Origin of the sequence: Corallococcus macrosporus DSM 14697 (assembly GCF_002305895.1) — a bacterium.
GTDB classification, from domain to species: domain Bacteria; phylum Myxococcota; class Myxococcia; order Myxococcales; family Myxococcaceae; genus Myxococcus; species Myxococcus macrosporus.
Window position 1 is genome coordinate 4220241 of sequence record NZ_CP022203.1, and the last position, 25217, is coordinate 4245457.

The 25217-nt window shown below is 69.4% G+C and carries 18 protein-coding genes, 2 tRNA genes and 1 pseudogene; 18 read left to right on the forward strand and 3 right to left on the reverse strand.

Going from position 1 to position 25217, the window contains the following annotated elements; all coding sequences use genetic code 11:
- The first annotated feature begins 136 nt into the window (after nucleotides 1-136).
- From MYMAC_RS17780 to MYMAC_RS38660, 15 genes are all read left to right on the forward strand, one after another.
- Complete coding sequence (locus MYMAC_RS17780) at nucleotides 137-475, forward strand: PilZ domain-containing protein (RefSeq protein ID WP_013940180.1); 339 nt, start codon at nucleotides 137-139, stop codon at nucleotides 473-475.
- Between the two features lie 120 nt (nucleotides 476-595).
- Nucleotides 596-1411 carry a hypothetical protein gene (locus MYMAC_RS17785; RefSeq protein ID WP_239989588.1) on the forward strand — a complete coding sequence of 272 codons (816 nt, stop codon included), beginning with the start codon at nucleotides 596-598 and terminating at the stop codon, nucleotides 1409-1411.
- A gap of 22 nt (nucleotides 1412-1433) precedes the next feature.
- Nucleotides 1434-1796 (forward strand): PEGA domain-containing protein, encoded by a 363-nt coding sequence (locus MYMAC_RS17790; RefSeq protein ID WP_095958933.1) that lies wholly within the window; start codon nucleotides 1434-1436, stop codon nucleotides 1794-1796.
- A 232-nt stretch (nucleotides 1797-2028) separates the two neighbouring features.
- On the forward strand, nucleotides 2029-3204 hold the full coding sequence (locus MYMAC_RS17795) for an AI-2E family transporter (protein ID WP_095961609.1): 1176 nt from the start codon (nucleotides 2029-2031) through the stop codon (nucleotides 3202-3204).
- Complete coding sequence (locus MYMAC_RS17800; protein WP_095958934.1) at nucleotides 3201-3908, forward strand: uracil-DNA glycosylase; 708 nt, start codon at nucleotides 3201-3203, stop codon at nucleotides 3906-3908. Before MYMAC_RS17795 ends, MYMAC_RS17800 begins: the two co-directional genes overlap by 4 nt.
- Before the next feature lie 78 nt (nucleotides 3909-3986).
- Nucleotides 3987-4058, forward strand: a tRNA-Val gene (locus MYMAC_RS17805).
- A gap of 74 nt (nucleotides 4059-4132) precedes the next feature.
- Nucleotides 4133-6061, forward strand: a complete 1929-nt coding sequence (gene thrS, locus MYMAC_RS17810; protein WP_095958935.1) for a threonine--tRNA ligase — start codon at nucleotides 4133-4135, stop codon at nucleotides 6059-6061.
- Nucleotides 6062-6229: 168 nt separating this feature from the next.
- Nucleotides 6230-6436 carry a 50S ribosomal protein L35 gene (gene rpmI, locus MYMAC_RS17815; protein ID WP_095958936.1) on the forward strand — a complete coding sequence of 69 codons (207 nt, stop codon included), beginning with the start codon at nucleotides 6230-6232 and terminating at the stop codon, nucleotides 6434-6436.
- Nucleotides 6437-6534: 98 nt separating this feature from the next.
- Complete coding sequence (gene rplT / locus MYMAC_RS17820) at nucleotides 6535-6882, forward strand: 50S ribosomal protein L20 (RefSeq protein WP_013940187.1); 348 nt, start codon at nucleotides 6535-6537, stop codon at nucleotides 6880-6882.
- 160 nt (nucleotides 6883-7042) lie between these two features.
- Nucleotides 7043-8092 (forward strand): phenylalanine--tRNA ligase subunit alpha, encoded by a 1050-nt coding sequence (gene pheS / locus MYMAC_RS17825; protein WP_095958937.1) that lies wholly within the window; start codon nucleotides 7043-7045, stop codon nucleotides 8090-8092.
- Between the two features lie 62 nt (nucleotides 8093-8154).
- Nucleotides 8155-10569: a phenylalanine--tRNA ligase subunit beta gene (pheT, locus tag MYMAC_RS17830; protein ID WP_204817702.1), complete on the forward strand. Its 2415-nt coding sequence runs from the start codon at nucleotides 8155-8157 to the stop codon at nucleotides 10567-10569.
- 90 nt (nucleotides 10570-10659) lie between these two features.
- Entirely contained in the window at nucleotides 10660-11049 is a 390-nt protein-coding gene (locus tag MYMAC_RS17835) for an integration host factor subunit alpha (protein WP_002639669.1), read from the forward strand.
- Between the two features lie 88 nt (nucleotides 11050-11137).
- Nucleotides 11138-11214: transfer RNA gene (locus MYMAC_RS17840), tRNA-Pro, on the forward strand.
- Between the two features lie 210 nt (nucleotides 11215-11424).
- Nucleotides 11425-12924, forward strand: a complete 1500-nt coding sequence (locus MYMAC_RS17845) for an McrB family protein (RefSeq protein ID WP_157757509.1) — start codon at nucleotides 11425-11427, stop codon at nucleotides 12922-12924.
- A gap of 253 nt (nucleotides 12925-13177) precedes the next feature.
- Nucleotides 13178-14335 (forward strand): 5-methylcytosine restriction system specificity protein McrC, encoded by a 1158-nt coding sequence (locus MYMAC_RS38660; protein ID WP_420810041.1) that lies wholly within the window; start codon nucleotides 13178-13180, stop codon nucleotides 14333-14335.
- 74 nt (nucleotides 14336-14409) lie between these two features.
- Here the strand turns inward: MYMAC_RS38660 and MYMAC_RS36865 are convergent.
- Nucleotides 14410-14550: pseudogene (locus tag MYMAC_RS36865) on the reverse strand (IS256 family transposase); the annotation flags it as partial.
- A 186-nt stretch (nucleotides 14551-14736) separates the two neighbouring features.
- On the opposite strand from MYMAC_RS36865, the gene MYMAC_RS17855 reads away from it, so the two are divergent.
- The 3 genes from MYMAC_RS17855 to MYMAC_RS17865 all read left to right on the forward strand — a co-directional run bounded on the left by MYMAC_RS17855 (nucleotide 14737) and on the right by MYMAC_RS17865 (nucleotide 18982).
- Nucleotides 14737-16017 (forward strand): hypothetical protein, encoded by a 1281-nt coding sequence (locus MYMAC_RS17855; protein ID WP_239989589.1) that lies wholly within the window; start codon nucleotides 14737-14739, stop codon nucleotides 16015-16017.
- 71 nt (nucleotides 16018-16088) lie between these two features.
- On the forward strand, nucleotides 16089-17117 hold the full coding sequence (locus tag MYMAC_RS17860) for a hypothetical protein (RefSeq protein ID WP_095958941.1): 1029 nt from the start codon (nucleotides 16089-16091) through the stop codon (nucleotides 17115-17117).
- 437 nt (nucleotides 17118-17554) lie between these two features.
- On the forward strand, nucleotides 17555-18982 hold the full coding sequence (locus MYMAC_RS17865) for an MBL fold metallo-hydrolase (RefSeq protein ID WP_095958942.1): 1428 nt from the start codon (nucleotides 17555-17557) through the stop codon (nucleotides 18980-18982).
- 21 nt (nucleotides 18983-19003) lie between these two features.
- Here MYMAC_RS17865 and mgtA read toward each other — a convergent pair whose 3' ends face one another.
- Complete coding sequence (gene mgtA, locus MYMAC_RS17870; protein WP_204817704.1) at nucleotides 19004-22486, reverse strand: magnesium-translocating P-type ATPase; 3483 nt, start codon at nucleotides 22484-22486, stop codon at nucleotides 19004-19006.
- Nucleotides 22483-25197: a cation-translocating P-type ATPase gene (locus MYMAC_RS17875; RefSeq protein ID WP_239989590.1), complete on the reverse strand. Its 2715-nt coding sequence runs from the start codon at nucleotides 25195-25197 to the stop codon at nucleotides 22483-22485. Before MYMAC_RS17875 ends, mgtA begins: the two co-directional genes overlap by 4 nt.
- Between the last annotated feature and the right edge of the window lie 20 nt (nucleotides 25198-25217).

Here is a 25217-nt window from a genome sequence, read left to right on the forward strand (position 1 = left end):
CACGGCGAGCGCGCGAGGCCTCCGCGCCCCGTCCGTTTTCTTGCGCGTTCGGCGCGCGCCTCTACCCTGCCTCCAGGTTGCTTCACCCCCGGAGCAACCTGTTGCACCGCACCACCTGACCGGAGGCGAAGAAGCCATGAGCGACAAGCGGAAGAGCAAGCGGGCGCCCCTCGACATCTACCTGAACAAGTACATGGGTGGCGTGCCGTACATGTCGCGGGCCGCGGACATCAGCCAGGAAGGGCTGAGCCTGGGCCGGCTGCTCGAGCCCGAGCACGAGGCCCGGCGCATCGGCCTCCAGTTCCAGCTCCCGGGCTCGGAGGAGATCATCTACGCCGAGGGTGAAGTGGTGCGCGAGTGGGCGGAGCTGGGGACGGCGAAGCGCGAGCGCTCGGGTGTGCGCTTCACGCTCCTCACCGACCGTCACCGGAAGATGATCGACGCCTACGTCGACCGTCACGGCAACGAGAACTGACGCGCCCCCGTCGTACCCGCGGGGCCCGCCTTGACTTCCCCGGAAGCGGGCCCGTTGAATGGGGAGCCATTCTGCTCCAACACGACGCGTGACGTCGGGTGCGGGGCTGGAGGATTTCCCGTGAGGCACTCGCTGTGGGGGATGCTGCTGGCCGTGCCGCTGACGGCTTCCGGTCAGGGCAAGGAAGCGAAGGCCCCGAAGCCCACCGTCGCTGCCGTGAAGCCGGCACCGGGGGCGCCGGGAGTGAATTGGGAAGGCCAGGTCCTGCGAGCCACGGGTGCCGGTGCCCCCGACTTGAAGGCCTCCAACCCCGGGCAGGCCCGCCTGGGCGCCGAGCGGACCGCCAGACAGGCCGCCATTCAAGGTCTCCTGGAGCGGGCCGGGCGCATCCACATCAGCGCGGGCCGCACCGTGGCGGACGAACTGACCCGCGAGGACGTCCGCGAGCGCGTCGAGGCCGCCATCGGTGGCTACAAGGTCGTCGGCCGGCGCTTCTTCTCCGACAGTGGCGTGGAGATCGACGTGGAGCTGCCGCTGGCGGCCATCACCGCGGCGCTGCTCTCGCCTCCATCCGCGGACCCCGCCATCGTCCTGAATGGCGCGGGCGCGAAGAAGTACACGGGCCTGGTGGTGGACGCGCGTGGGCTCGGGGTGCAGCCGGTGCTGGCGCCCCGCTTGGTGGATGACAGCGGCAAGGCGCTCTACGGCGCGGCCGCGCTGGCCCGCGAGCACCGCGCGGCGACGGGCGTGGCCGCGTGGTTCCAGAGTCTGGACGCGGCGAAGAAGGCGGCGCTGGTGGGGGACAAGCCCCTGGTGGTGAAGGCCACCGGCTCGAAGGGCTCCGACCTGGTGCTGGCCTCGGAGGACGCGAAGGCGCTCGCCGAGGTGAACACACGCTTCCTGGCCGAGGGCCGGGTGGTCATCGTCACGCAGTGACTTCGAGGTCCTTGGCGCGCTGATGCGGAAGGTATTGCTGTGGGTGGCGGTGTCGACGCTCGCCGGGTGTGCGAAGCGTCAGGAGCCCGAGTCCCTGCTCAAGGCCCGGGAGTTGATGGCGGAGGCCCAGAGTCCCAGCGGCAACCTGGCCCTGGTGTGCGAGCCCACGGACGCGGAGGTGTACCTGGACGGCGTCTGGCAGGGCCTGTGCAGTGACTTCAACGGTTCGCCCAAGGCGCTCCGGGTGGGCACCGGGCTCCACGAGATTGAGGTGAAGAAGCGGGGCTATTGGCCCTATACGACGTACTTCGAGCCCAGCCGGGCCCGGGCGCGGCTGACCATCCAGCTTCGCGCGAATGGGGCCTCGGGCGGTGGGGCGGAGTGAGGCCTCGCCGGGTGTGAAGCGAGCGGGCGGACGGGCCCACCTGTTCCATCCGGGCGTCGCCGGGCGATGATTCCGGCGCTTTCATGAAGTGCAATCAGCACGAGCCGCCGCCGTAGCAGGGACTGAAGAGGAGAGCGCCATCGGACGCCGCAGGAAAGGTCATTCCCCCGCCGCCGTGAAACCCGCCGCCGCGCCGCCCGCGCCGGTCCGCCCCGTCCCCGTGCTGCACGAGGTGGCGCCGCCCCAGCCGCACGCCAAGGCCGTGTCTCCAGCGCAGCCGGCGCCCGTCGCGGAGCCCGTGGCGGTGGACGAGCGCGCGCTGTCCGAGTCGGACGCCCGCCGCATCGACCTGTGGTGGTCGGCGGTGATGCTGGGCTCGCTGGGCCTGGTGTTCGCGCTGCTCTCCGTGTTCGGCGGCGTGGCGGTGCCCGTGCTGCTCGCGCTGGCGGGGGCGTACGTGTTCAACCCCATCGTCACCGAGCTGGAGAAGCGGCGGTTGAACCGCACCTGGGGGACGACGCTCGTCTTCGTGGCGGGCACGCTGATGCTGGTGGGCGGGGTGCTGTACCTCATCCCGGTGTTCCGCGAGGAGGCGTCGAAGCTGCCGGACTTCTTCAACCGCGCGAGCACCCAGGTGGTGCCGAAGGTGGAAGGGCTGGTGGGGCATTCGCTGCCGGACCTGGTGCGCCAGCGCACCACGGAGCTGGGACAGCAGGCGTCGGAGCTGGTCCAGAGCGCGGGCCCGGCGGCGGCGCGCATCCTGGCGAGCTTCGCGGGCAACACGGCGCGGCTGGTGGTGACGCTCCTGGGCCTGTCGGTGGTGCCGGTGCTGGCCTTCTTCTTCCTCCAGGACTACCCGCGGCTCATGGGCATGGTGAAGGACCTGCTGCCCCGGCGCGCGGTGGGGCTGGTGAGCCGGCGCTTCGCCGAGGTGGACGAGGTGCTCTCCGCCTTCGTGCGCGGGCAGCTCATCGTGGGCGGGGTGCTGTCGGTCATCTACGCGGTGGGCCTGTCCGCGGCGCGCATCGACATGGCCATCGTCATTGGCGTGATCGCCGGCTTCGGCAACATGGTGCCGTACCTGGGCACGGGCGTGGGCATCGTGCTGTCGCTGGTGGGGCTGATGCTGTCGTGGCAGGGGCCGTGGCAGCTCGCGGCGGTGGCGGCCACCTTCGTCATCGGGCAGATGCTGGAGGGCTTCGTCATCACCCCGCGCATCGTGGGGGAGAAGGTCGGCCTGGCGCCGGTGGCGGTCATCCTGGCCATCCTCGCCTTCGGCGAGCTGTTCGGCTTCGTGGGCATCCTGCTGGCGGTGCCGGTGGCGGCCATCCTGAAGGTGGTGCTGAGCGTGGTGGTGCAGCGCTACCAGCGGACGCGGCTGTACACGGGGGAGCCCAGGTCGCCGTGACGCGGTTGGAGGCGCTGCACGAGGAGATCACCGGCTGCCGGGCCTGCCCCCGGCTGGTGGCGTGGCGGGAGGAGGTGGCGCGGGTGAAGCGCCGCGCCTACCGCGACTGGAGCTACTGGGGCCTGCCGGTGCCGGGCTTCGGAGACCCGCAGGCGCGGCTCATCATCGTCGGGCTGGCGCCGGCGGCCCATGGGGCGAACCGGACGGGGCGGATGTTCACCGGGGACCGGTCCGGGGACTTCCTCTATGCCGGGCTGCACCGCGCGGGCTTCGCGAACCAGGCGCGCAGCGAGCACCGGGAGGACGGGCTCCGGCTCCACGACGCGTTCATCGTCTCGGCGGCGCGGTGTGCGCCTCCGGACAACAAGCCCCTCCCGGAGGAGCTGGCCCGGTGCGCGCCGTTCCTGGACCGCGAGCTGGCGCTGCTGCCGGGCAGGGTGCTGCTGGCGCTGGGGGCCATTGGCTGGAACGCCGCGCTGGTGGCCCTGGCGCGGCAGGGGATGCAGGTGCCGTCGCCTCGGCCCGCGTTCGGCCATGGGGCGGAGCTGCGCCTGCCGGGCGGCCGGACGCTGCTGGGCTGCTACCACGTCAGTCAGCAGAACACGCAGACGGGGCGGCTCACCCCGGCGATGTTCGACGCCGTCATGGCCCGGGTCCACGCGCTGCTGGAAACGGCGGATCCGAAGGGGCGCGGGAAGAGTTGAAGAACCCTTCTGTGTTTCCTTGACAGCTCGGGGAGCCCGCTGGTATTCCCCGCGCCACCAAAGCGGCTGCAACGCCAAGGGTCGTTAGCTCAGCGGTAGAGCACTACCTTGACACGGTAGGGGTCAGTGGTTCGATCCCACTACGACCCATCATCAGTGAGTGACTTTCAGCGGGCGGCATGGCTTCCAAAGAGCCTGCCGCCCGCTGTTTTTCCGAGGTTCGTATGTCCGACATCATCACGGTGACGCTCCCCGACGGCTCGCAGAAGCAGACGTCCCGGGGCACCACCATCGCGGACTTCGTGCGGGAGAGCATCGGCCCCGGCCTGGCGAAGGCCGCCCTGTTCGCGCGCGTCAATGGCCAGGACATGGACCTGGCGCGCAAGCTGGACGAGGACGCGAAGCTCCAGATCTTCACCCCCAAGAGCCCCGAGTCCCTGGAGCTCATCCGCCATGACGCCGCCCACGTGGTGGCCAGCGCGGTGCAGAGGCTGTTCCCCGGCACGCAGGTGACCATCGGTCCCGCGACGGAGGAGGGCTTCTATTACGACTTCTTCCGCGAGAAGCCCTTCACGCCCGAGGACCTGGAGAAGATCGAGGCCGAGGCGAACGCCGAGCTGAAGCGGGACATGGCCTTCGTCCGCACGGAGATCTCCATGGACGAGGCCGTGCGCCTCTTCGAGGAGAAGGGCGAGAAGTTCAAGGTCGAGATCGTCAAGGACATCGCGGCCAAGGGCGCCAAGACGCTGACGCTCTACACCCACGGCGACTGGGTGGACTTCTGCCTGGGGCCCCACGCGCCCAGCACGGGGAAGATCGGCGTCATCAAGATCCTCTCCTCCAGCGGCGCGTACTGGCGCGGTGACCACCGCAACCCGATGCTCCAGCGCGTCTACGGCACGGCCTTCTTCGACAAGAAGCAGCTCGCGGAGTACCTGAACCGCATCGAGGAGTCGAAGAAGCGCGACCACCGCAAGCTGGGCAAGGAGCTGGACCTCTTCCACTTCCACCCGTACTCGCCGGGCTCCGCGTTCTGGACCCCGAAGGGCACCACGCTCTACACCACGCTGTCGAACTGGATGCGTCAGCTCACCCAGAACGACGGCTACGTGGAGATCAAGACGCCCCTGATGTTCAACAAGGGGCTGTGGGAGACCAGCGGCCACTGGGGCAAGTACAAGGAGAACATGTTCCTCGTGCTCGACAGCGAGTCCGGGGAGCATGACTTCTCGCTCAAGCCGATGAACTGCCCGTCGCACCACCTGTTCTACGGCTTCAAGAAGCACAGCTACCGCGACCTGCCGCTGCGCTTCCACACCCAGGACGTGCTGCACCGCAACGAGGCGGCGGGCTCCCTGGGCGGCCTCACGCGCGTGCGCCAGTTCGCGCAGGACGACGCGCACATCTACTGCACCGAGGCGCAGATCACGGATGAAGTCCGGCGCTTCGTGAAGCTGCTGGACCACGTCTACAAGGCGGTGGGCCTCACCTACGCGGTGAAGCTGTCCACCCGGCCCGAGCAGCGCCTGGGCGATGACTCCCTGTGGGACCGCGCCGAGGGCGACCTCAAGGCGGCGCTGGATTCGCTGGGCCTCCCGTACGAGCTGGCCCCGGGCGACGGCGCCTTCTACGGCCCGAAGATCGACTTCGCGGTGTCGGACAGCATCGGCCGCCGGTGGCAGCTCGGCACCATGCAGTTGGACTACCTGGCCCCCGAGCGCTTCGACCTGACCTACGTGGGCGAGGACAACGCCGAGCACCGGCCCGTGGTGCTCCACCGCGCCATCTTCGGCTCCTTCGAGCGCTTCACGGCCATCCTCATCGAGCACTTCGCCGGCGCCTTCCCGGCCTGGCTGGCCCCCGTCCAGGCGGTGCTGGTGACGGTGGCGGACCGCCAGAACGACTACGCCCGGAAGGTGCGGGACACCCTGAAGGCCAAGGGCTACCGGGTGGAGTTCGACGAGCGCGGCCTGTCGATGAACGCGAAAATCCGCGAGGCGCAGCTCCAGAAGGTGCCGTTCACCCTGGTGGTGGGCGACAACGAGGTGTCCGGCGAGGGCGTGTCCCCCCGGCGCTACGGCGGCGAGGACCTCAAGACGATGAAGCTGGCGGACTTCGAGGCCCTGCTGGCGAAGGAAGCGGCCCTGCCGTGATCCGGAGGTCAGGACGCCTGTCTGCTTGCTGACGGGCCTTGACTCCCGGTTGCACCTAAGTATCTTGGCGCACTTTCGAGGGGAGCCTGCCCAAGTTCCCCAGTTTCCGAGAGTTCTCGCACCGGCCGCGGCAGTCCCAGCGGCGCAGTGCATGGAAGGATCAGGACGATGCCGAAGTTGAAGACCCGCAGCAGCGCGAAGAAGCGCTTTGACGTGAAGAAGAGCGGCAAGGTCAAGTACGGCAAGGCCTTCGCGAAGCACCTCTTCACGTTCTCGAAGACGCCGAAGTCCAAGCGCAACGGCCGCGGCACCGGTCATCTTCGCGACATGGACGCGAAGAAGGTCATCAAGGAGATGTTCCCCTACGGGGGCTGATTTCGCGGTCCTGAAGTCAGGATTACGTGGCCTCGTCGGAGCGGCGGTACGCCTGCGCCGGGGGGCTTCTCAACTACGCAGTCCGAAGTGAGGCAGTCATGCGCGTGAAGAAGGGCGTCAAGGCCCGTCGTCGTCGTAATCGGATTTTGAAGCTGGCCAAGGGTTTCCGCGGCCGTCGGAAGAACTGCTACAAGCGCGCCAACCAGGCGGTTGAGCGGGCGCTGGACTACGCCAGCCGCGACCGCATGCAGCGCAAGCGGGACTTCCGTCGCCTGTGGATCGTCCGCATCAACGCGGCGGCCCGCACGGTCGGCCTGTCCTACTCGAAGCTGATCGCGGGCCTCGCGAAGGCGAAGATCGGCCTGGACCGCAAGGTCCTGTCCGACATGGCCATCGCGGATCCCTCGGGTTTTGCGGCCGTCGCCAACATCGCGAAGGCGGCCTGAGACACATCCAGCCCCCAAGGCTGGAGACAGAACGGGTGGGGTGGTGGGCTGACGCTGGCCACCCTGTCCGGATGTTTGAACGGGCTGCCTCTTCGGGGCGGCCCTTTTTTTTGCCTCGGCGCCAAGGGCGCGCGGGGAACTGGAACGGAGGCGGAAGTCCATGCGGGATCGGTTGCTGGCGCTCGCGGAGTCCGCGAGGCGGGAGATTGGCGGCGCGTCGGAGCTGTCCGCGGTGGAAGCGCTGCGGGTCCGCTACCTGGGCAAGAAGGGCGAGCTGTCCGGCGTGCTGGGCGGCATGGGCAAGCTGCCCCCGGACGAGCGGCGCTCGCTGGGCGAGGTGGCCAACAGCGTGAAGGCGGAGCTGGAGAAGCTGCTCGCCGAGGCCGTGGAGCGCGCCGAGGCGGCCGCGCTGGAGGCCCAGCTCCAGGGCCCGGGCCTGGACGTGACGCTGCCGGGACGCGGCGTGGCGCTGGGCAGCCGGCACCCCGTGTCGCGGACGATGGAGGAGATTGTCCGGACCTTCGCGCGGCTCGGCTTCGACGTGGCCAGCGGCCCGGAGATCGAGCTGGACTACTTCAACTTCGAGGCGCTGAACCTGCCCAAGGACCACCCCGCGCGGGACATGCAGGACACCTTCTACGTGGACGAGGCCACCCTGGGCCACGCGAAGAAGGCGGACAGCTCCGCGCTGCTGCGCACGCACACGTCGCCGGTGCAGGTGCGGTACATGCTGAACCGCAAGCCGCCCATCCGCGCGGTGATGCCGGGCCGGGTGTACCGGCGCGACTCGGACCTCACGCACACGCCGATGTTCCACCAGGTGGAGGGCCTGCTGGTGGACAAGGGCGTGACGTTCGCCGAGCTGAAGGGCTCGCTGGCGGCCTTCGTGACGGCGTTCTTCGGCTCGGACACGCGCACCCGCTTCCGCCCGTCCTTCTTCCCCTTCACGGAGCCCTCCGCGGAGGTGGACATCACCTGCACGAACTGCAGCGGCAAGGGCTGCCGCATCTGCAAGCAGACGGGGTGGCTGGAGGTGCTGGGCAGCGGCATGGTGCACCCCAACGTCTTCACGTCCGCCGGGTATGACCCGAACGAGGTGACGGGCTACGCGTTCGGCATGGGCGTGGAGCGCATCGCCATGCTGCGCTACCGCATCGACGACCTGCGGATGATGTTCGAGAACGACGCGCGCTTCCTCGAGCAGTTCTGAGATTCCAGGGGGCCGCTTCGTGGGCCCCCGTGTTCCAGCCGGTAGAAGAAGAGGGTGGACCTGTGAAGATTTCGGTGAAGTGGCTGGGCGATTACGTGGCGCTGCCGCCGTCCGTGGACGAGCTGGCGCGCAAGCTGACCGCCGCGGGCCTGGAGATTGAGGGAATGGAGCGCCCCGCGGAGGCCCTTCGCGGCGTGGTGGTGGCGCAAATCAAGGAGTCCGTGCAGCACCCCAACGCGGACAAGCTGTCCGTCACGCAGGTGGACATCGGCGGGACGGCGCTGCTCCAGGTGGTGTGCGGCGCGAAGAACTTCAAGGTGGGCGACAAGGTGCCGCTGGCCACCGTGGGCGCGAAGCTGCCCAACGGCATGGACATCAAGCAGGCGGCCCTGCGCGGCGTGGACAGCTTCGGCATGCTCTGCTCCTCCAAGGAGCTGGGCCTGAGCGAGGAGTCCAGCGGCCTGCTCATCCTCCCAGCGGACACGCGCGTGGGCCTGCCCATCGCGGAGGCCGTGGGGCTGGATGACGTGGTGCTGGAGGTGAACGTCACGCCGAACCGGCCGGACGCGCTCAGCCACCTGGGCGTGGCGCGCGAGGTCAGCGTGGTGACGGGCGCCGCGCTGAAGGTGCCGCAGCCGAAGCCCGCCGAGTCGGGCACGCCCGCCGCGGACCAGGTGAAGGTGCGCGTGGAGGCCCCGGACCGCTGCCCGCGCTACGTGGCGCGCGTGGTGGAGAACGTGACCATTGGGCCGTCTCCGCAGTGGATGCAGGACCGGCTGAAGGCGGCCGGGGTGCGCGCCATCAACAACGTGGTGGACGTCACCAACTACGTGAATCTGGAGTACGGGCAGCCGCTGCACGCCTTCGACCTGGAGAAGCTGGCCGGGCAGGAGCTTGTCGTCCGCACGGCGACGCGCGGCGAGAAGCTCAAGACGCTGGACGGCAAGGACCGCGTGCTGGACGTGGATGACCTGGTCATCGCGGACAAGGAGCGGGCGCAGGCCATCGCCGGGGTCATGGGCGGCGGCGACAGCGAGGTGACGGAGGGGACGAAGCGGCTGGTGCTGGAGTCGGCGAACTTCCAGGGCTCCACGGTGCGGCGCTCGTCGAAGCGGCACGGGCTGCACACGGAGGCGTCGCACCGCTTCGAGCGCGGCGCGGACATGGACGCGGTGGTGCCGGCGATTGACCGGGCCGCGCAGCTCATCGCGGAGCTGGCGGGTGGGACGGTGGCCCCGGGCCGCGTGGACGTGTACCCGGCGCCGAAGCCGGCTCGGAAGGTGACGCTGCGCTTCGCCCGGGTGGAGCAGGTGCTGGGCGTGGCCGTGGCGGAGCCGGAGGTCCGGCGCATCCTGGAGGCCCTGGGCTTCAAGGCGGTGGAGCAGGGGACGGGGCAGGCGACGTACGAGGTGCCCCGGGCCCGCGTGGACGTGGAGCGCGAGGAGGACCTGCTGGAGGAGGTCGCGCGCATCTACGGCTACGACAACATTCCGGCGACGCTGCCGCGCGGCCTGGCCACGCTGGCCCCGGAGCCCGCGCACGCCGAGGCCGAGCGCCGCATGCGTCACGCGCTGGCCGGTGCGGGCTTCGACGAGGTGGTGAACTACTCGTTCGTCGCGCCGCGCAGCCTGGAGGTGCTGGGGGGGGCGGAGAAGCCGGTGTCGCTGCTCAACCCGCTGAGCGTGGAGCAGTCGGTGATGCGCACCAGCCTGCTGCCGGGGCTGCTGGAGAACCTGTCCCGCAGCGTGCGGCACCAGGTGGAGGCGGTGGCCATCTACGAGACGGGCCGCGCCTACTTCCGGGACGCGGAGGGCGGGCAGGGGCAGCGTCCGGCGGCGCGCGAGGTGCATCGGGTGGCGGGCCTGGTGTGGGGCCTGCGGGGCGGCGGCCGGAGCTGGACGCACAAGGACGCGCGGGCGGACTTCTACGACGCGAAGGCTGCGGTGGAGGGGCTGCTGGGCGCGCTCCGCGTGGAGGGCGTGACGTACGTGCCCGAGGGGCCGGCGGCGTACCACCCGAAGGCGGTGGCGCAGGTGAAGGCGGCGGACGGGGCGGTGCTGGGCCACGTGGGCGAGGTGCACCCCCGGGTGGCGAAGGCGCTGGGCCTGCCGGGCGGGGTGTTCGTGTTCGAGCTGGACACGGAGCCGCTGTACGCGGCGGCGAAGCTGGTGCCGGCGTACCGGTCGCTGCCGCGCTTCCCGGCGGTGCTGCGGGACCTGGCGGTGGTGGTGCCGCTGGAGCTGCCCAACGACGAGGTGCGGCGGGTGATCCTGGAGGTGGGCAAGCCGCTGGTGGAGGACGCTCAGGTGTTCGACGTGTACACCGGTGAGCAGATCCCCCAGGGACGGAAGAACCTGGCGTACGCGCTGCGGTACCGCTCGGCCGAGCGGACGCTGACCGACGTGGAGGTCAACGAGGCGCACCAACGCATCGTGGACGAGGTGAAGCAGCGGCTGGGTGCTGCCTTGCGCGCCTGAATTCCTGAATGAAGTCAGAGGGTTGACACGTCTTCGGGAAGGCTGCAACAGTGCCCGCCGTTCAGCCCCGAGGGCTTCCCGAGGATTCGCATGACGAAGGCGGACATCATCGAGGGTGTCTACGAGAAGGTCGGCTTCTCGAAGAAGGAGTCGGCCGAGATCGTGGAGCTCGTGTTCGACACGCTCAAGGAGACCCTGGAGCGCGGGGACAAGATCAAGATCTCCGGGTTCGGCAACTTCCAGGTGCGCCAGAAGAAGGCGCGCGTGGGCCGCAATCCGCAGACGGGCAAGGAGATCGAGATCTCGGCGCGCCGGGTGCTGACCTTCCGGCCGAGCCAGGTGCTGAAGAGCGCCCTGAACGGCGAGGCGCCGCCGGAAGATCACGCGGAGATCGACGCCCGGGAAGAGGCCGCCGCCGACGCGGCCGAGGCCCGGGGCGAGGACTTCGACGAAGAGGGAATGGAGGACATGGAAGGGTGAGTTTTTTGGATGTTGCCCTGCTGCTCTTGCTTGACCTGAACGTCATGTGGGGGCATAAGGGCGCACCCTTTCACGGCAGCAGCAGTGCCGGGGCGTAGCGCAGCCTGGTAGCGCACTTGCTTGGGGTGCAAGTGGTCGCAGGTTCAAATCCTGTCGCCCCGACCATCGAAGGCCCTGGAGTTCTTGGCGAAAGCTGAGGATTCCAGGGCCTTTGTTTTTAGTTCCCAAGGGGCAATGTTGCCAACACGTTCAGCCGATCGTCGGGCGCAGCAGGCTCACACAACCGACGCATTCGGCTCAGCGCATGCGCTTCCATCCCTACTGAAAATCGTCCCGTACTATGGTTCCGGGGAAATCAGGCAGATGGGAGCGCCCGTGGCCAGTTCAGATCCTGATGCGCTTGGAAGGCTGTCGGACCGCATTCGCGTCGGACTTGCGGGGACGGATCGGAGCAGTGTTCGCCCGTTGCTTGAAGGGCTTTTTGGCGGGCGGTTTGCCCAGCGCCACACCGAAAAGACGATGTTCCGAGACGCGTATTCGTTGGGGGAGGGAAGCGGCGACGGTGTGCCCTATGCTGGCCTGATCCATCCAGAGAATCCCCAGAGCGGCCCGTACGGTGGAACGAGCCTGGTCTGGTTCCCGACGACTGAAGCCGGAAGCCTGATTGGGCTGGTCGTGGGGACGCGAGGCCTGTCTCCCGATGAGGGCATCCTCATGCGACCGGGACATCGTCGCCGGATCGCAGCGCTTCGTCGCTACCTGGCGCAGCGCAGGGTGGAGGTGTGGACCAAGCCAGATCCTGCGGCACTCGGGGTTCTCGTCCCGAAGACTGTTCGCGAACGCTTCGCCGGCTTCGATGGAACGTTCCAGCGTTACGGCCGCGAGATGTACTGCACCGCTGTGGTGCCGTCGGACCCTGCCAAGGCCCGTTGGGTTGTTCAGGCGTTCCTTGACCTCTATGCGCACGAGCGTGGATGGCAGGTACTGAAGCCATACGAAGCAGAATACGACCGTCTCCACGGCGAGCTCCGATCAGACCTGTTTCCGTCGGTCGATGCAGAGGTCGTTCATCGCCTCTTGCAAAGCCGCCATTTCGTTATCCTGCAGGGGCCACCGGGCACCGGAAAGACGCGGCTCGCTGAAGAGATTCGCGAGAGGTTCTTCGGTGGACAGGGGATGACGGTTCAGTTCCATCCTGCAGTGACCTACGAAGATTTTGTTGTCGGCCTTACTCCTGACGCCCGGGCGGGCTCGCTCCGATTCGCTGTGCGTTCCGGATGGCTGCTCGAAGCGGCGCGTGCCGCGCGGGAGCGCCCATTTCTGCTCACCATTGATGAACTCAATCGAGCAGATCTGGGCAAGGTCCTCGGCGAAGCGATCTACCTCTTCGAGCCAGGGGAAATTGGGAGCGAGCGGCCTCGCTCTATCCGGCTACCGCATCAAGCCGAAGGGATGTCGACGCTTGATTTGCCTGCCAATCTTTTCGTCCTGGCTACCATGAACACGGCGGACCGAAGCATTGCGCCCTTGGACTTGGCCATTCGGAGAAGATTCGCATTCGTCCACGTTCCACCAGACCGAGAGGTTGTGGTGGCACAGGGGTTGGGGTTGGCTACGGAGGTGTTTGATCGGCTGACAGACATCTTTGTTGAGCATGCGCCGCCTGAGGCACTCGAGCTATTGCCAGGCCATGCATATTTCATCGCGAAGGATACGGCCGACCTCCTCAGCCGATTCCGCTTCGAGTTACTTCCGCTCCTCGATGAGTATCTTCGGCAAGGCTTTCTCGGTCCGGCCTCCAGTGAACTGAGCGCCGTGCGCGACTCTATTGAGGATGCTGTTCATCAATTCGAGCATGCCGCGTCCACAAAGTAGAACCCGCAAGCTGGGAAGCGGACGGCGGTCACAAGTCCGCCGGACTCCTCCTGCGCCCACTTCACTGCCACTTTTCGCTGCACGCGATCATGGCCGTTCGGTGCGGCTTCCAGCCGAAGTCTTTGCTCCAGCGCAGCGCGGGGGGGGCTGGGGGGCGTTCGCAGAGTCTTTCCTCGCCTTCAACCAAGTGGCGTTTGCTGCCCTGGATGTGCGTAGCGAGGTGAGAGTCTCCGCGCAGGGGGCTGAGTTACACATGTTCCCAGGTGCACGGGCGGGTGCTGTTCCGTTGCGCTCGGCACAGACGGGGCAAGTTGCGGCAGGCCTGGTTGTTCAACCTCGATTTGGATGGAGTGGTGTGGGCGCGGTGCTGGCACAGGTTGGTTGGGCCGCGGCTCCTCAGTTTGTCGACCTTCCGTTGGTGCCTGGAAGCGGGCGCGAGATCCCGCCATGGGTACTCGCGGGCCCCGTACTTGCGCGGCTGGATGCATTGCTGCGTGAGCGTCGTCGCGGCTTTCATGATGTAGATGCCGTACTCGGTAAGCCCCGCGGCCGAATTCTATGGCCTCGCTACCGAACGGAGTCGCTCGCCACGGGGAGATGGCACCAACTACCATGTCGATATCCGGAGCTCGACGGTGACCCTCGGCTTTGGGGGCTCATTCGGTGGACCGTGGAGCGGGTACGCACCGCTTTGACTGCCAGTCTCGGGATAGATCCGACCGCACGACGCCTCTACGCTCTGGCTGAACAGCTTCTTGAACAGGTTGCTGGCGTTCGTCCTGTGGTCCCGACCCGCGAAGAGCTGCGGGGAGTCTATGGGCGAGGAGGATTCTCCTCGGACGTGCTTCGGCAGGGCGTTGAAGCAATTGGCTGGATTTCGGATGAGCGAGGCCTTGGGGGAGGCCGGGAACTTGATGGACTTGCGTGGTACCTGCCGCTCGCAGAGGCCTGGGAACGTTATGTGGAGGCGGTTCTTCGCGAGGAGGCGGCACTGACAGGCGCGGATTTGCGAACAGCCCGGTTGCGACAAACAATGTTCCCTATCACATGGTCGCATTCTGGCCCTCAGTCGCTGAGTCATTTGGCACCCGACTTTGTTTTGCGAAGAGGCCGGACGGTTCAGATTGTGGACGCAAAGTACAAGGCGCATTTGGCTGAACTGGATGAAGGAGGCTGGTTGGAGTTCACATCGGATGCGCGCGAAGCGCATCGCGCGGATGTGCACCAAGTACTTGCCTATGCCGCCCTATTTGACGCGGATGAGGTGACAGTGACGTTGGTTTACCCATTGAGGCAAGAGACGTGGCAGGTCCTCCAGGAAAGAGGGAGAGAGACCTCCCGCGCAGTGCTCACATACGGTGGGCGCATGTTGCGCTTGGAGCTTCGCGGCTTGCCATTTGGTCGCCCATAGGCGCTGGCGTGCCTATGATTGCTGACTGTGTCGTTGGTTTGATGGGGGCGAGGGAGGAAGGCTCCTCGGCGGCATCATGCAGCGACGGTGTCAGTAGTTGATTTCAGCAGGGACATGTCGAGGTAGCGGCGGTCATCCCAAACGCCGGTGGCTTCAAGTGCGACGATGGTAATGAGGCGCAGGGCGCTGGCTCGGTCCGGGAAGGCTCCGATGGACTCCAGGGCCTTTGTTTTCGGATCCGAGCGAACGCAGGGCATCCTGGCCGGGGCGGAGGACGTCACTCCTCGTAAGCCGCTCCCTGGGGGCGGAGACGTTCATGTCGGCGCAGTTCGAGCATGCCATCGCCGACTTCATCACTCGGCGTGCTCAAGTTACTCCTCGTGGACCCAACTGTTACGACATTGCTGTCCCGCATCTACGGCTCGCACCAGACGTACTTCGATGAGAAAGAGCGCTACTGCCACCGAGTCCCCTCCACCTTCACGGAGGAAGACCACCTGCGCTTGAGGGCGGCCGGGTTGGTGCCCAACACCTTCGTTCAGTGGGGGCATGATGAAGTCATCGACAGATTGCGCCAGTGCGCCAAGGCCGTCACGCCGCGTCGGGCGGCGAACGCGTTCGTGGCATCGATGACGTCGGCGGACCTCTCCTGGTTGACCGTCCTGCCCGCCGCAGTCCTCGGGCGCGCGATGCCGGTTCACGACGAAGCTCGCATGGGCGGCGGAAGCTGCCGTGTCTGCTTCTTCAATGCGGACGCCATCGACGCCACCTTCGAGGCATATATGCGTCACGCGCAGGGCGCGAGCTGGGGGGAGGCTCATCCGGCCCATGGCGTCCTCGCGCTGGGCTCGGCCCTTGCCGGTCCCTCGTCCGCGTGGCCCACGCCCACGCCGCGGGATGTCTGGGTGTTCCACCAATTGCTCGACCTGCTGCGCGGACTTCCTCCCTCGGCGCGCTACAGCCAGGCACGCACCGCGATCCACAAGGCCAGGCTGCTGAGCAACAATCGCCCCGCGCGCTGCGAGACCGTGCTGGAGGCGCTCGCGTTCATCGGCATCCTTGACACGCCCGAGCACCCGGGCTTGATGAACCGCTTCACCTCGGCGGCCGAGCGCGACCAGCGCCCCTCGGTCCGCGTCGAGGTGCCCGCGCCCTTGGCGTGGTGGTCGGCGAAGGAAGGCATCCAGGAAGAGCTGGTGACGCGGCTGTTCGGCCATCTCGAGCGCCCGAAGCAGGAACCTGTCGCTCCGGCTTCGCCGCCCACGAAGCGACGCAAGGCTGCCACCCCGGCTGCTCCGGCCACCGCGAAGCCGAAGTCCATTCCCGGCCCGCCCACGCCGGGCAGCGTCTACGCCATCCGCTTCAGTGAGGACCGCTGGGGCGCCGCCTACTGCCACGAGGTGCGCACCGAACGGGGCGTCCAGCGCGGCCGGATGGAGTATCTCGACCTGTTGTCCCCGGAGCCTCCCTCGGCGAAGCAGGTGGTGGGCCTCGGGTTCAAGGACCGGCTGAACGGAGAGCGCTGGCAGACCTGGTGCAGCGGGCTCGACAAGACGACCGGAGTCAAGCGCATCGCGACCGATGTGCCTGCTCCCGCGCACCGCCAGCCCGGTCCGAAGCGCGTCCCCTTCGGCGGCGCCAGCGACCTGATTCAGCTCGCCGGCTGGAACTTCAAAATCTGACGGCCCGCGTGATTCCGCCGAAACCTCCAGACCCCATCCGGGTTCACGGGGTATTTCAGGAGGAATCACCCATGACGGGATTCGGGACGAAGAGGCTCATCGGGGCGTGCGCGCTGTGGACGATGGGCGCTGTCGGTTGTGGTCTCCCGGAAGTCGCGCTCGATTCGGACGAGGGACGCCATGGCTCTTCCCGCGCGGCGCTCACGTCGCATGAGCAGGCCGCGCTGGACACGGCTCACAACGCCGCGAGCTGCACGTCACTCGGGAGCTTCTACTGGGAGATCGGCACCGGTGCCGGTCCGCTCTACGGTTTCTCGAAGGGCAGCGGCGTTACGGCGACGACGACGATGCCCCTCGCCTCCGCCAGCAAGTGGCTCTACGCGGCGGCCTACGTCCAGTCCAAGGGGTACGAGCTCCTCACCGCGGACGAGAAGCGCCGGCTCAACTTCACCAGCGGCTTCATCGACGAGAACCTCTCGCTGTGCAACGCGGAGGGGACGTCCGTCTTCACCTGTTACGGGCCCTCCTTCATGGACGTCTCGTACCGCCCGCTCGAGGAGGGGCGCTTCTTCTACAATAACGGTCACATGCAGAGGCTGGCCCTGGTCGACATGCCCCTGCGCCGGGGCACGGGCCTCGCGAGCGTCACGGACTGGCTCAACCCGTTGCTGGGAACCACCTTCCCGGAGGCAGACAGCGATGTCGCCGTGGCGGCCGGCTTCACGGGCAGCGCGGCGCAGTACCGCGTCTTCCTGATGAAGCTGATCAACAACGAGTATGCGCTGTCCGCCAAGCTGACGGTGGACGCCGTCCCCGCCTGGAGCGGAGGCCCGGACGTGTCCTACACACCGTGGAGCGCGGGCGAGGCGTACTACGGGCTCGGGCACTGGATTGAAGGGGAGGGGAGCGGCGGCGCGTGGACCCTGACAGGGCACTCGTCCCCGGGTGCGTTCGGCTTCTACCCGTGGGTGAACGCGACCAGGACCCAGTACATGCTCCTGGCGCGCGTGCGGCTCCTCGGCCGGGACGACGGAGAGAAGTCACGGGCCTGCGCCCAGGCCGTCCGTGAGGCCTACGCGACCGGCGTGGCGCAGCTTTAGAGCGCTCCCATGGCATACCGCCAGGGTTCGTTCATGTTGACCGGGCCCGAGAGCCGGGTGCCCCCGGAGCGATGTCACGCACGAGCACCGTGCCCGCGCAGGTGCCGAGGCAATAGACACGGGCCTCTGCCTGGACGGCCTGTCGCCAGCAGTCCGGCCGCTGGTGGCGCGCCACGAAGCACGCGGTGCCCTGGCAGGCCCGGTCGCCGAGGGGCCCATGGCCCAGATGGTAGAAGGACTCCAGCTCTGGCGTATTGCCCCCTGGCGTCATGCGTGCCGTTCCCTCGCGACTCGAGCCGGAGGCCGCGAGCCTCCCATGGAGCTGAGGATAGGGACGGGACGCGCGCGCCAGAGGAGACGGGGAGGCGGCGCCTCGGCTCGCCCGTACTCCTCTTCGCTGACCGTGGCCCCCACACTCAGGGGAAAGGGTGGTGCCCATGTACTTCCAGGCCATCAAGACGCCGGGGCTCGCCCACGTCGCCTACGTCCTCGGCAGCGAGGGGGAGGCGCTCGTGGTGGACCCGGGGCGTGATGTCGGCGTGTACCTCGACGTGCTCCAGCGCCAGCGGCTGCGCCTGCGCTACGTCCTGCAGACGCACCGCCAGGAGGACTTCGTCCAGGGCACGGCGGAGCTGGCCCGCCTCTCTGGCGCCCAGGTGGTGGCGGGCAGGCACCCCATCAACGCCCATGCCGGCATGCAGGTGGGCGAGCGCGAGCGGCTGCACCTCGGCGGGCTGACGCTGGTGGCCTTCCACACGCCGGGCCACACGCCGGAGAGCACGAGCTGGGCCGTCTACCTCGAGCCCCACCACACCCGGGCCTGGGGCGTGTTCACCGGCGACGCGCTCTTCGCCGGGGAGACGGGGCGCACGGACCTGCAGGACCCGGAGCGGACGTACGAGAACGCCGGGCTCCTCTACGACGCCCTCCACCAGAAGGTGCTGCCGCTGGGGGACCAGGCGCTCGTCCTCCCCGCGCATGGGCCGGGCTCGGTGTGCGGCGGTGACATCGCGGACCGCGAGCCGACCACGCTGGGCCTCGAGCGCCAGAGCAACCCCGTCTTCCTCCTCTCCCGGAGCGACTTCATCCAGCGCAAGGTGCGCGAGCGGCTCCCCCGGCCGGGGTACTTCACTCGCATGGAGGAGGTGAACCTGCACGGCGGCCACCCGCTCCTGGCCGAGTCACGCGCCATCACCTTCCTGGGGCCGGGCGGCTTCCAGCGGGCCATCCAGAGCGGGCAACTCCTGGACGCCCGTGAGCCCGAGGCCTTCGCGGGGGGACATGTCCCCGGCGCGCTGAACGTCTGGATGAACGGGCTGTCCGTGTTCGGCGCCCAGGTGGCGCGGCCCCCCACGCCGCTCTTCCTCATCCTGCCCGAGCACGCGGACCCCTGGGCGGCGGTGCTGGCGCTGGCCCGCGTCGGCCTCGACGAGGTGCATGGCGTGCTCGCCGGAGGCTTCGGCGCGTGGCGCGACGCGGGGCTGCCCGTCGAGCACAGCGGCACCCTGACCCCCGAGGCGCTCTTCGCCCGGGCCGGACACTTCCAGACGCTGGACGTGCGCGGACGCGCCGAGTTCGAGCAGGGCCACATCCCTCAGACGCGCCACGTGTACGTGGGCGACCTGGAGGCGCGGCTGCCCCAGCTCGGGCTGCGCGAGGACCTGCCGCTGGCGGTGACGTGCAGCGTGGGCCACCGCGCCGGGCTCGCGGTGAGCATCCTCCTGCGCCATGGCTTCCAGCAGGTCTCGAACGTGCTGGGAGGCACGAAGGCGTGGACGCGGCTGGAGCTGCCCGTCCGGCGGGGCCCGCCGCGCCCGGATGAGGCCGTGGCGACGCAGCCTCAGGAGCCTTCGCCGCCGCCTTGAAGCGGGCCTCGGCGCGCGGGCTCAGTCCTGTCCTCGGAAGAAGGGGCCCTTGGCCCGCTCCGCCGCCACGACGTAGAGGACGGTGATGACGGCCACGGCCACGAGCAGGGTGACGGGGGGCCGCACGAAGCCGAGCGCGCCCGCGAAGGGGAGCCAGGGGACGAGGAAGGTGAACACGGTGACCGCCGCCGTGGAGACGAGCAGCAGGGTTCCGGGCCGGCTGCGGAGGAAGGGCCGGCGCGTGCGCACCACCAGCGCGATGAGCAGCTCCGTCAACAGGGACTCGATGAACCAGCCCGTCCGGAACAGCGCGGGGCCGGCCTGGAACAGGCCCAGGAGCACCCCGAAGGTCAGCAGGTCGAAGCAGGAGCTCAGCAGGCCGAAGGCGACCATGAAGCGCCCGATGAGGCGCATGTCCCAGCGCCGGGGCCGGTCCACCAGCTCGGGGTCCACGCTGTCGCCCGCCAGCCCCACGGCGGGGATGTCGGAGAGGAAGTTGTTGAGGAGGATCTGCCCCGGCAGCAGCGGCAGGAAGGGCAGGAACAGCGAGGCGGCCGCCATGCTCATCATGTTGCCCAGGTTCGCGCTCGTCGTGGTGAGGATGTACTTGAGCGTGTTCGCGAACGTCCTGCGTCCCTCCTCGATGCCGCGCCGGACGACGTCCAGGTGGCGCTGGAGCAGGACGAAGTCCGCGGCCTCCCCCACCACGACCGCGGCGTGGTCGACGCAGATGCTGGCATCCGCCGCGTGCATGGCGGGGGCGTCATTCACCCCGTCTCCCAGGAAGCCCACCACGTGCCCCTGCTTCTTCAGCGCCAGGATGATGCGCTCCTTCTGCGTCGGGTCCACCTCGACGAAGAGCTCCGTCAGCTCGGCCTGATGCCACAGCGCCTCGTCGGTCAGTTGGTGGAGCTGCGCCCCCGTCAGCACCCGCGCGGTGCCGAGCCCCACCTGCCGGGCTACGTGCTCCGCCACCCGGCGGTTGTCGCCGGTGATGAGCCTGGTGCCCACCCCCAGCCGGGACAGCTCCAGGAGGGCCTCCCGCGCTCCCTCCTTCGGCCGGTCGATGAAGGCGAGGAAGCCCCTGAAGGTCAGCGCGTGCTCGTCCTCCCGCGCGTAGCGCTCCCGGGCCTCGATGGCGCGGGTGGCCAGCGCCAGGATGCGCACGCCTTGCTCGCCCCACGCGTCCGCGCGTCGCTGGAGGTCCTCCTTCCACCTCGCGTCCAGGGGCGCCCCGTCCGCCACGTGGGTGCAGACCTGGACGACCTGCGTGAAGGCCCCCTTGGTGATGAGCTGGACCTCTCCCTTCCGGCGGACGATGACCGACAGGCGCTTGCGCACGAAGTCGTAGGGAATCTCGCCGAGCTTCCCTGCGGCGTCCGGCGGGGGGCGGCGCGCGCGGAGGATGGCCTCGTCGAGCGGGTTCGACAGGCCCGTCTGGAACGCGGCGTTGAGCGCGGCGAGCGCGAGCACGTCCTCCGAGGGCTGGCCCGCGGCGTCATGGGCGCCGTGGAGGCTGACCACGCCCTCCGTCAGGGTGCCCGTCTTGTCGGTGCACAGCACGTCCATGCCGCCGAGGTTCTCGATGGCGCTCAGCCTGCGCACCAGCACGCCCCGCGCGGCCATGGCCTGCGAGCCGGTGGACAGGTTCACGTTGAGGATGGCCGGCAGCAGCTCCGGGCTCAGCCCCACCGCGAGGGCGAGGGCGAAGAGGAGCGTCTCCACGGGCGGCCTGTCCAGCAGGACGTTCACGGTGACGACGGCCAGCACCATCACCACCATGGTGGTGAGCAGCACGTGCCCGAACTGACGGAGGCCCCGGTCGAACTCCGTCTCGGGCGCCCGCAGCGTCAGCCGCCTCGCGATGCCGCCGAAGGCCGTGTCCCGGCCCGTCGCCACGACGAGCGCCCTGGCCGTGCCGTTGCGGACATGGGTGCCGCGGAAGACACAGTTGTCGCGCCCGGCCAGCGCCGCTCCCGGGGCGGCCTCGCCGGGCCGCTTCTCCACCGGGAAGCTCTCTCCCGTCAGCATCGCCTGGCTGACGAAGAGGTCCGTGGCCTCCAGCACCCGCGCGTCCGCGGGCACCACGCTTCCCGCCGACAGCAGCACGACGTCCCCCGGCACGACGTCCGCCAGCGGCACGGAGACGGTTCGCCCGTCGCGGAGGACCTCCACCGTGGTCGCCACGCGCTCGCGCAGCCGGGCGATGGTGACCTGGGCCTTGTACTCGCGCGAGGAGCCCAGCAGCACGCTGCCGAGGACGATGGCCAGGATGATGCTCGCGTCGCTCCAGCTCCCCGTGAACGCGGAGATGACCGCCGCGAAGACGAGGAGGAGGACCAGGGGCGTGCGGAGCTGGAGCCAGACGACGCGGAGGTGGGACGGCGGCCGGCGCTCCTCCAGCGCGTTCGTGCCGTATTGCTCCAGCCGCCGCGCGGCCTCGTCCGTGGACAGCCCCTGGGGCGTCGTCCGCAGGGCCTCGCGGAGCGCCGGGGCGGGCAGGGCCCAGGGGTGTTCGATGGGTGGAGGGCGGGCCGCTGCGCGCTGCTCCCGCAGCTCCCCCCGGGAGAGCAGCAGCCCTGGCAGCAGGGGCACGTAGAAGCTGTAGCCGCGAAAGAGGAGCGTCCCCGACAGCGCCGCCTCCAGGGGGACGCCCATCAGGTTCAGCAACCCGATGGAGGCGGCCTCGAAGGTCCCCAGCCCTCCGGGGATGACCCCCAGCGTGCGGGCGAGCGTGGACAGCATGAAGGCGCTGAAGACGCCCGTGGGCGGAGCGTCCACGCCCAGGGAGCGCAGGAGCGCCCAGAGCGTCGCCGCGTCGAGCAGGTGGATGATGAAGTTGAAGCCGGTGGCCTCGGTCAGCACGCGCGGGTCGTGCGTGAGCGAGGCCGGGGCCTCGGCGAGCGCCTGGAGGAGCGTCTTCATGCCGGGGATGCGGGCGACGAGCCGGGGCGGCTGGACGGGCGCGCCGCCGCGCGACAGCCGCAGCAGCAGCGCGATGAGCGCGCCGCTGAGCATGACGAGCGCCGCCGTGCCGAGCCACACCAGCGTCCGCGCCTCGCCGACCCAACCCGCCATGCCGAGGGCGACCAGGAGCGCGAGGATGAGCGCGGTGTAGTTGGTCATCGTCTCCACCACGACGCAGGCCATGACCGGGCCTCGGGCCACGCCGCGCCGCCCCAGGCCGTTGACGATGAGCGCCGCGCCGCTGACGCCAGCGGAGGGGAGGGCCTGGTCGATGAAGAGCTTGGCGACGCTCATCGCGTAGAGCGCGCCCAGGGGAACCCGGAAGGGCGTCCTCGCCAGCACGGACCGCCACACGGCCGACTGCGACAGGTACGTGGCCGCCTGGAGCAGCGCGGCGAGCAGCAGCCAGGCGGGCGCCGAGCGCCTCAGCAGCAGCGCGAACTCCCGCTGCTCCGTCCAGCGGGTGGCGATGAGGATGACGGCCGCCAGCAACGCCAGCCCGAAGCCCCACTTGCGCCAATCCCGCCGGAGCGTCACCCGCGTCCCTCCCGTGCGGCCGGGGCATCACGGGCGGAGGGCCGCCGCAGCAGCTTGTGCAGCTCCATGGCCACGATGATGGACGCGGCCACCAGGACGATTCGCAGCCACGAGCCTCCGTCCGTCAGCGGCACCACCCTCAACACGAACTGCGTGGGGGCGAAGTAGAGGGCGCCCACGTGGACGGCGAGCGCCGCGGCCGTGGCCCAGAACAGGAAGGGATTGGAGAACGGGCTGCGTGCGAACACCGACTGCGTCTCCGAGCGGGCATTGCCCACCTGGAACATCTGGAAGAGCACCATCGTCGTGAGCGCCGCCGTCCGCGCGTCCGGGAGCGAGTCCGTCCTGGCCAGCTCCCAGTGGAACACCCCCAGCGTCCCCGCGGCCATGACGACCCCGGCGACCACCGTGCGCTCCCACAGCAGCCCCGAGAGGAACCCCTCTCGCCTCGGGCGCGGTGCTCGCGCCATCACCCCGGGGTCCGCGGGCTCGAAGGCCAGCGCCACGTCCTGGAGCCCGTTCGTCACCAGGTTGAGCCACAGGAGCTGCGCGGGCAGCAGCGGCAGCGGCCACCCGAGCGTCAGCGCGGAGAGGAGCGTGATGACGGCCGCCGCCCCCGTGCTCACCAGGAAGAACGTCACCTTGCGCAGGTTGTCGAACGTGACGCGCCCTTCCTCCACCGCCGCGGCGATGCTCACGAAGTTGTCGTCCGCCAGCACCATGTCGGAGGCCTCGCGCGCCACGTCCGTCCCGCCTCGGCCCATGGCCACGCCAATGTCCGCCGCCTTGAGCGCTGGCGCGTCATTCACGCCGTCGCCCGTCACCGCCACCACCTCGCCCCCGGCCTGGAGCGCGCGCACCACCCGCAGCTTCTGCTCTGGCGTCACCCGCGCGTAGAGGTCCACCTCCAGCGCCCGCCCGAGGAGCGCCGCGTCGTCCAGCGCCGCCAGCTCGGTCCCCGTCAGCGCCGCGCCGTCGCTCGTCAGCCCCAGCTCCCGGCCGATGGCGCGCGCCGTCGCCACGTGGTCGCCGGTCACCATCACCACCCGGATGCCCGCGTCCTGGCAGCGCGCGATGGCCTCGCGCACGCCCTCCCGGGGTGGGTCCATCATCCCCGTCAGCCCCAGGAAGGTGAGGCCCTCGGGGCCCTCTACCGCGTCAGGCCGCGCGGGGGCCTCCTCCAGCGGGCGGTAGGCCATGGCCAGCATCCGGAGGCCCCGGCCCGCCAGCGCCGCCGCCGCGGCGTGCGCGGCCTCCGCGTCGAGCGGCTCCAGCCCCGCCTCGCCGAGCTGCGCGGTGCTCATGGCCAGCACCCGCTCCGGCGCCCCCTTCAGGAAGAGGGCGCGGCGCCCGTCGCGGCTCCGGAGGCTCGCGGAGTATTGCCGCTCGGGCTCGAAGGGAATCTCCGCGTCGGAGGTCCAGTGGCCTCTGAGGGCCTCGTGCGCCAGCCCCAGCCGCTCCCCCGCCAGCAGCAGCGCCGCCTCGGTCGGGTCCCCGCGCGTCACCTGGCCGCGCTCCGTCTGGAACACGTCGGCCTCGTTCGCGAGCACGCCCGTCAGGAGCAGCAGGTACAGGGGAGGGTGCTCGGCCAGGTCCTGCGCGCCCTCGACGGGGCGGGCCCTCGGGTCTTCCAGCAGGGCCTCGTTCGAAAGCGAGAAGAAGCGGCCCCCGGCCCACAGCTCCTGCACCGTCATCCGGTTCTCCGTCAGCGTGCCCGTCTTGTCCGAGCCGATGACGGTGGTGCTGCCCAGCGTCTCGATGGCCGGCAGCCTGCGGATGACGGCCCTCCGCCGCGCCATGCGCGCCACGCCCAGCGCCAGGGTGATGGTGAGCACCACGGGCAGCCCCTCGGGCACCGCGGCGACCGCCAGCGCCACCGCGAGCATGAACATGTCGGAGGTGGATTCGCCCCGCACCACGCCGATGAGGAAGCCCAGCGCCGAGCTCCCTCCCACCACCAGCCCCACCACCCGCGCGAAGCGGCGCATCCGCTCCTGCAGCGGCGTGGCGGCGGCGGCCTCACCGCGGATGCTGCCGGCGATCTCCCCCAGCTCGGTGCGCGCCCCGGTGGCCACGACATAGCCGCGTCCCCGCCCGCTGGACACCACCGTGCCCGTGTAGGCCATGTCTTCCCGGTCCGGCAGCGGCGCGTCCTCGGCCACGGCGCCCGCCTGCTTGTGCACGGAGGCGGACTCGCCGGTGAGCAGCGACTCGTCGACGGTCAGCGTCGTGGCGGCCACCAGCCGGAGGTCCGCCGGCACCCGCGTGCCCGACTCCAGCAGCACCAGGTCTCCGGGCACCAGCTCCCGGCTCTCCACCTCCCACTCGTGCCCGTCGCGGATGACGCGCGTCCTGGGCGACACCAGCCGCGTCAACGCCCGCACGGAGACCTCGGCCCGACGCTCCTGGGTAAAGCCGATGGCCGCGTTGATGACGAGGATCGCGGCGATGGCCCCCGCGTCGATGGTCTTTCCAAGCAAGAGCGTCACCGCGAAGGCGGCCAACAGGATGTAGATGAGCGGGCTCTTGAATTGGTGGAGCAGCCGCGCCAGGGCGCTGGTGGGTGGGGCTTCCGCGAGCTGATTGGGGCCGTACCGCGCCAGCCGGCTCTTCGCGGTGGCCTGCCGCAGCCCGAGCGCCCCGGTGTCGAGCCTGGACGCGACTTCTTCCACGAGCAGGGCATGCCAGGGCCGCGCGTGTTCTTGCTCCATGGTGCTTTCCTCCAGGTGCG

Bases quoted from the DNA above. Each gene is read 5' to 3' on its own strand.
- MYMAC_RS38660 (WP_420810041.1), top strand. From the start codon at position 13,178: ATGTTCCCAGGTGCACGGGCGGGTGCTGTTCCGTTGCGCTCGGCACAG.
- rpmI (WP_095958936.1), top strand. From the start codon at position 6,230: ATGCCGAAGTTGAAGACCCGCAGCAGCGCGAAGAAGCGCTTTGACGTG.
- MYMAC_RS17865 (WP_095958942.1), top strand. From the start codon at position 17,555: ATGTACTTCCAGGCCATCAAGACGCCGGGGCTCGCCCACGTCGCCTAC.
- MYMAC_RS17835 (WP_002639669.1), top strand. From the start codon at position 10,660: ATGACGAAGGCGGACATCATCGAGGGTGTCTACGAGAAGGTCGGCTTC.
- MYMAC_RS17790 (WP_095958933.1), top strand. From the start codon at position 1,434: ATGCGGAAGGTATTGCTGTGGGTGGCGGTGTCGACGCTCGCCGGGTGT.
- pheS (WP_095958937.1), top strand. From the start codon at position 7,043: ATGCGGGATCGGTTGCTGGCGCTCGCGGAGTCCGCGAGGCGGGAGATT.
- thrS (WP_095958935.1), top strand. From the start codon at position 4,133: ATGTCCGACATCATCACGGTGACGCTCCCCGACGGCTCGCAGAAGCAG.
- MYMAC_RS17780 (WP_013940180.1), top strand. From the start codon at position 137: ATGAGCGACAAGCGGAAGAGCAAGCGGGCGCCCCTCGACATCTACCTG.
- rplT (WP_013940187.1), top strand. From the start codon at position 6,535: ATGCGCGTGAAGAAGGGCGTCAAGGCCCGTCGTCGTCGTAATCGGATT.
- MYMAC_RS17875 (WP_239989590.1), bottom strand. From the start codon at position 25,197: ATGGAGCAAGAACACGCGCGGCCCTGGCATGCCCTGCTCGTGGAAGAA.
- MYMAC_RS17860 (WP_095958941.1), top strand. From the start codon at position 16,089: ATGACGGGATTCGGGACGAAGAGGCTCATCGGGGCGTGCGCGCTGTGG.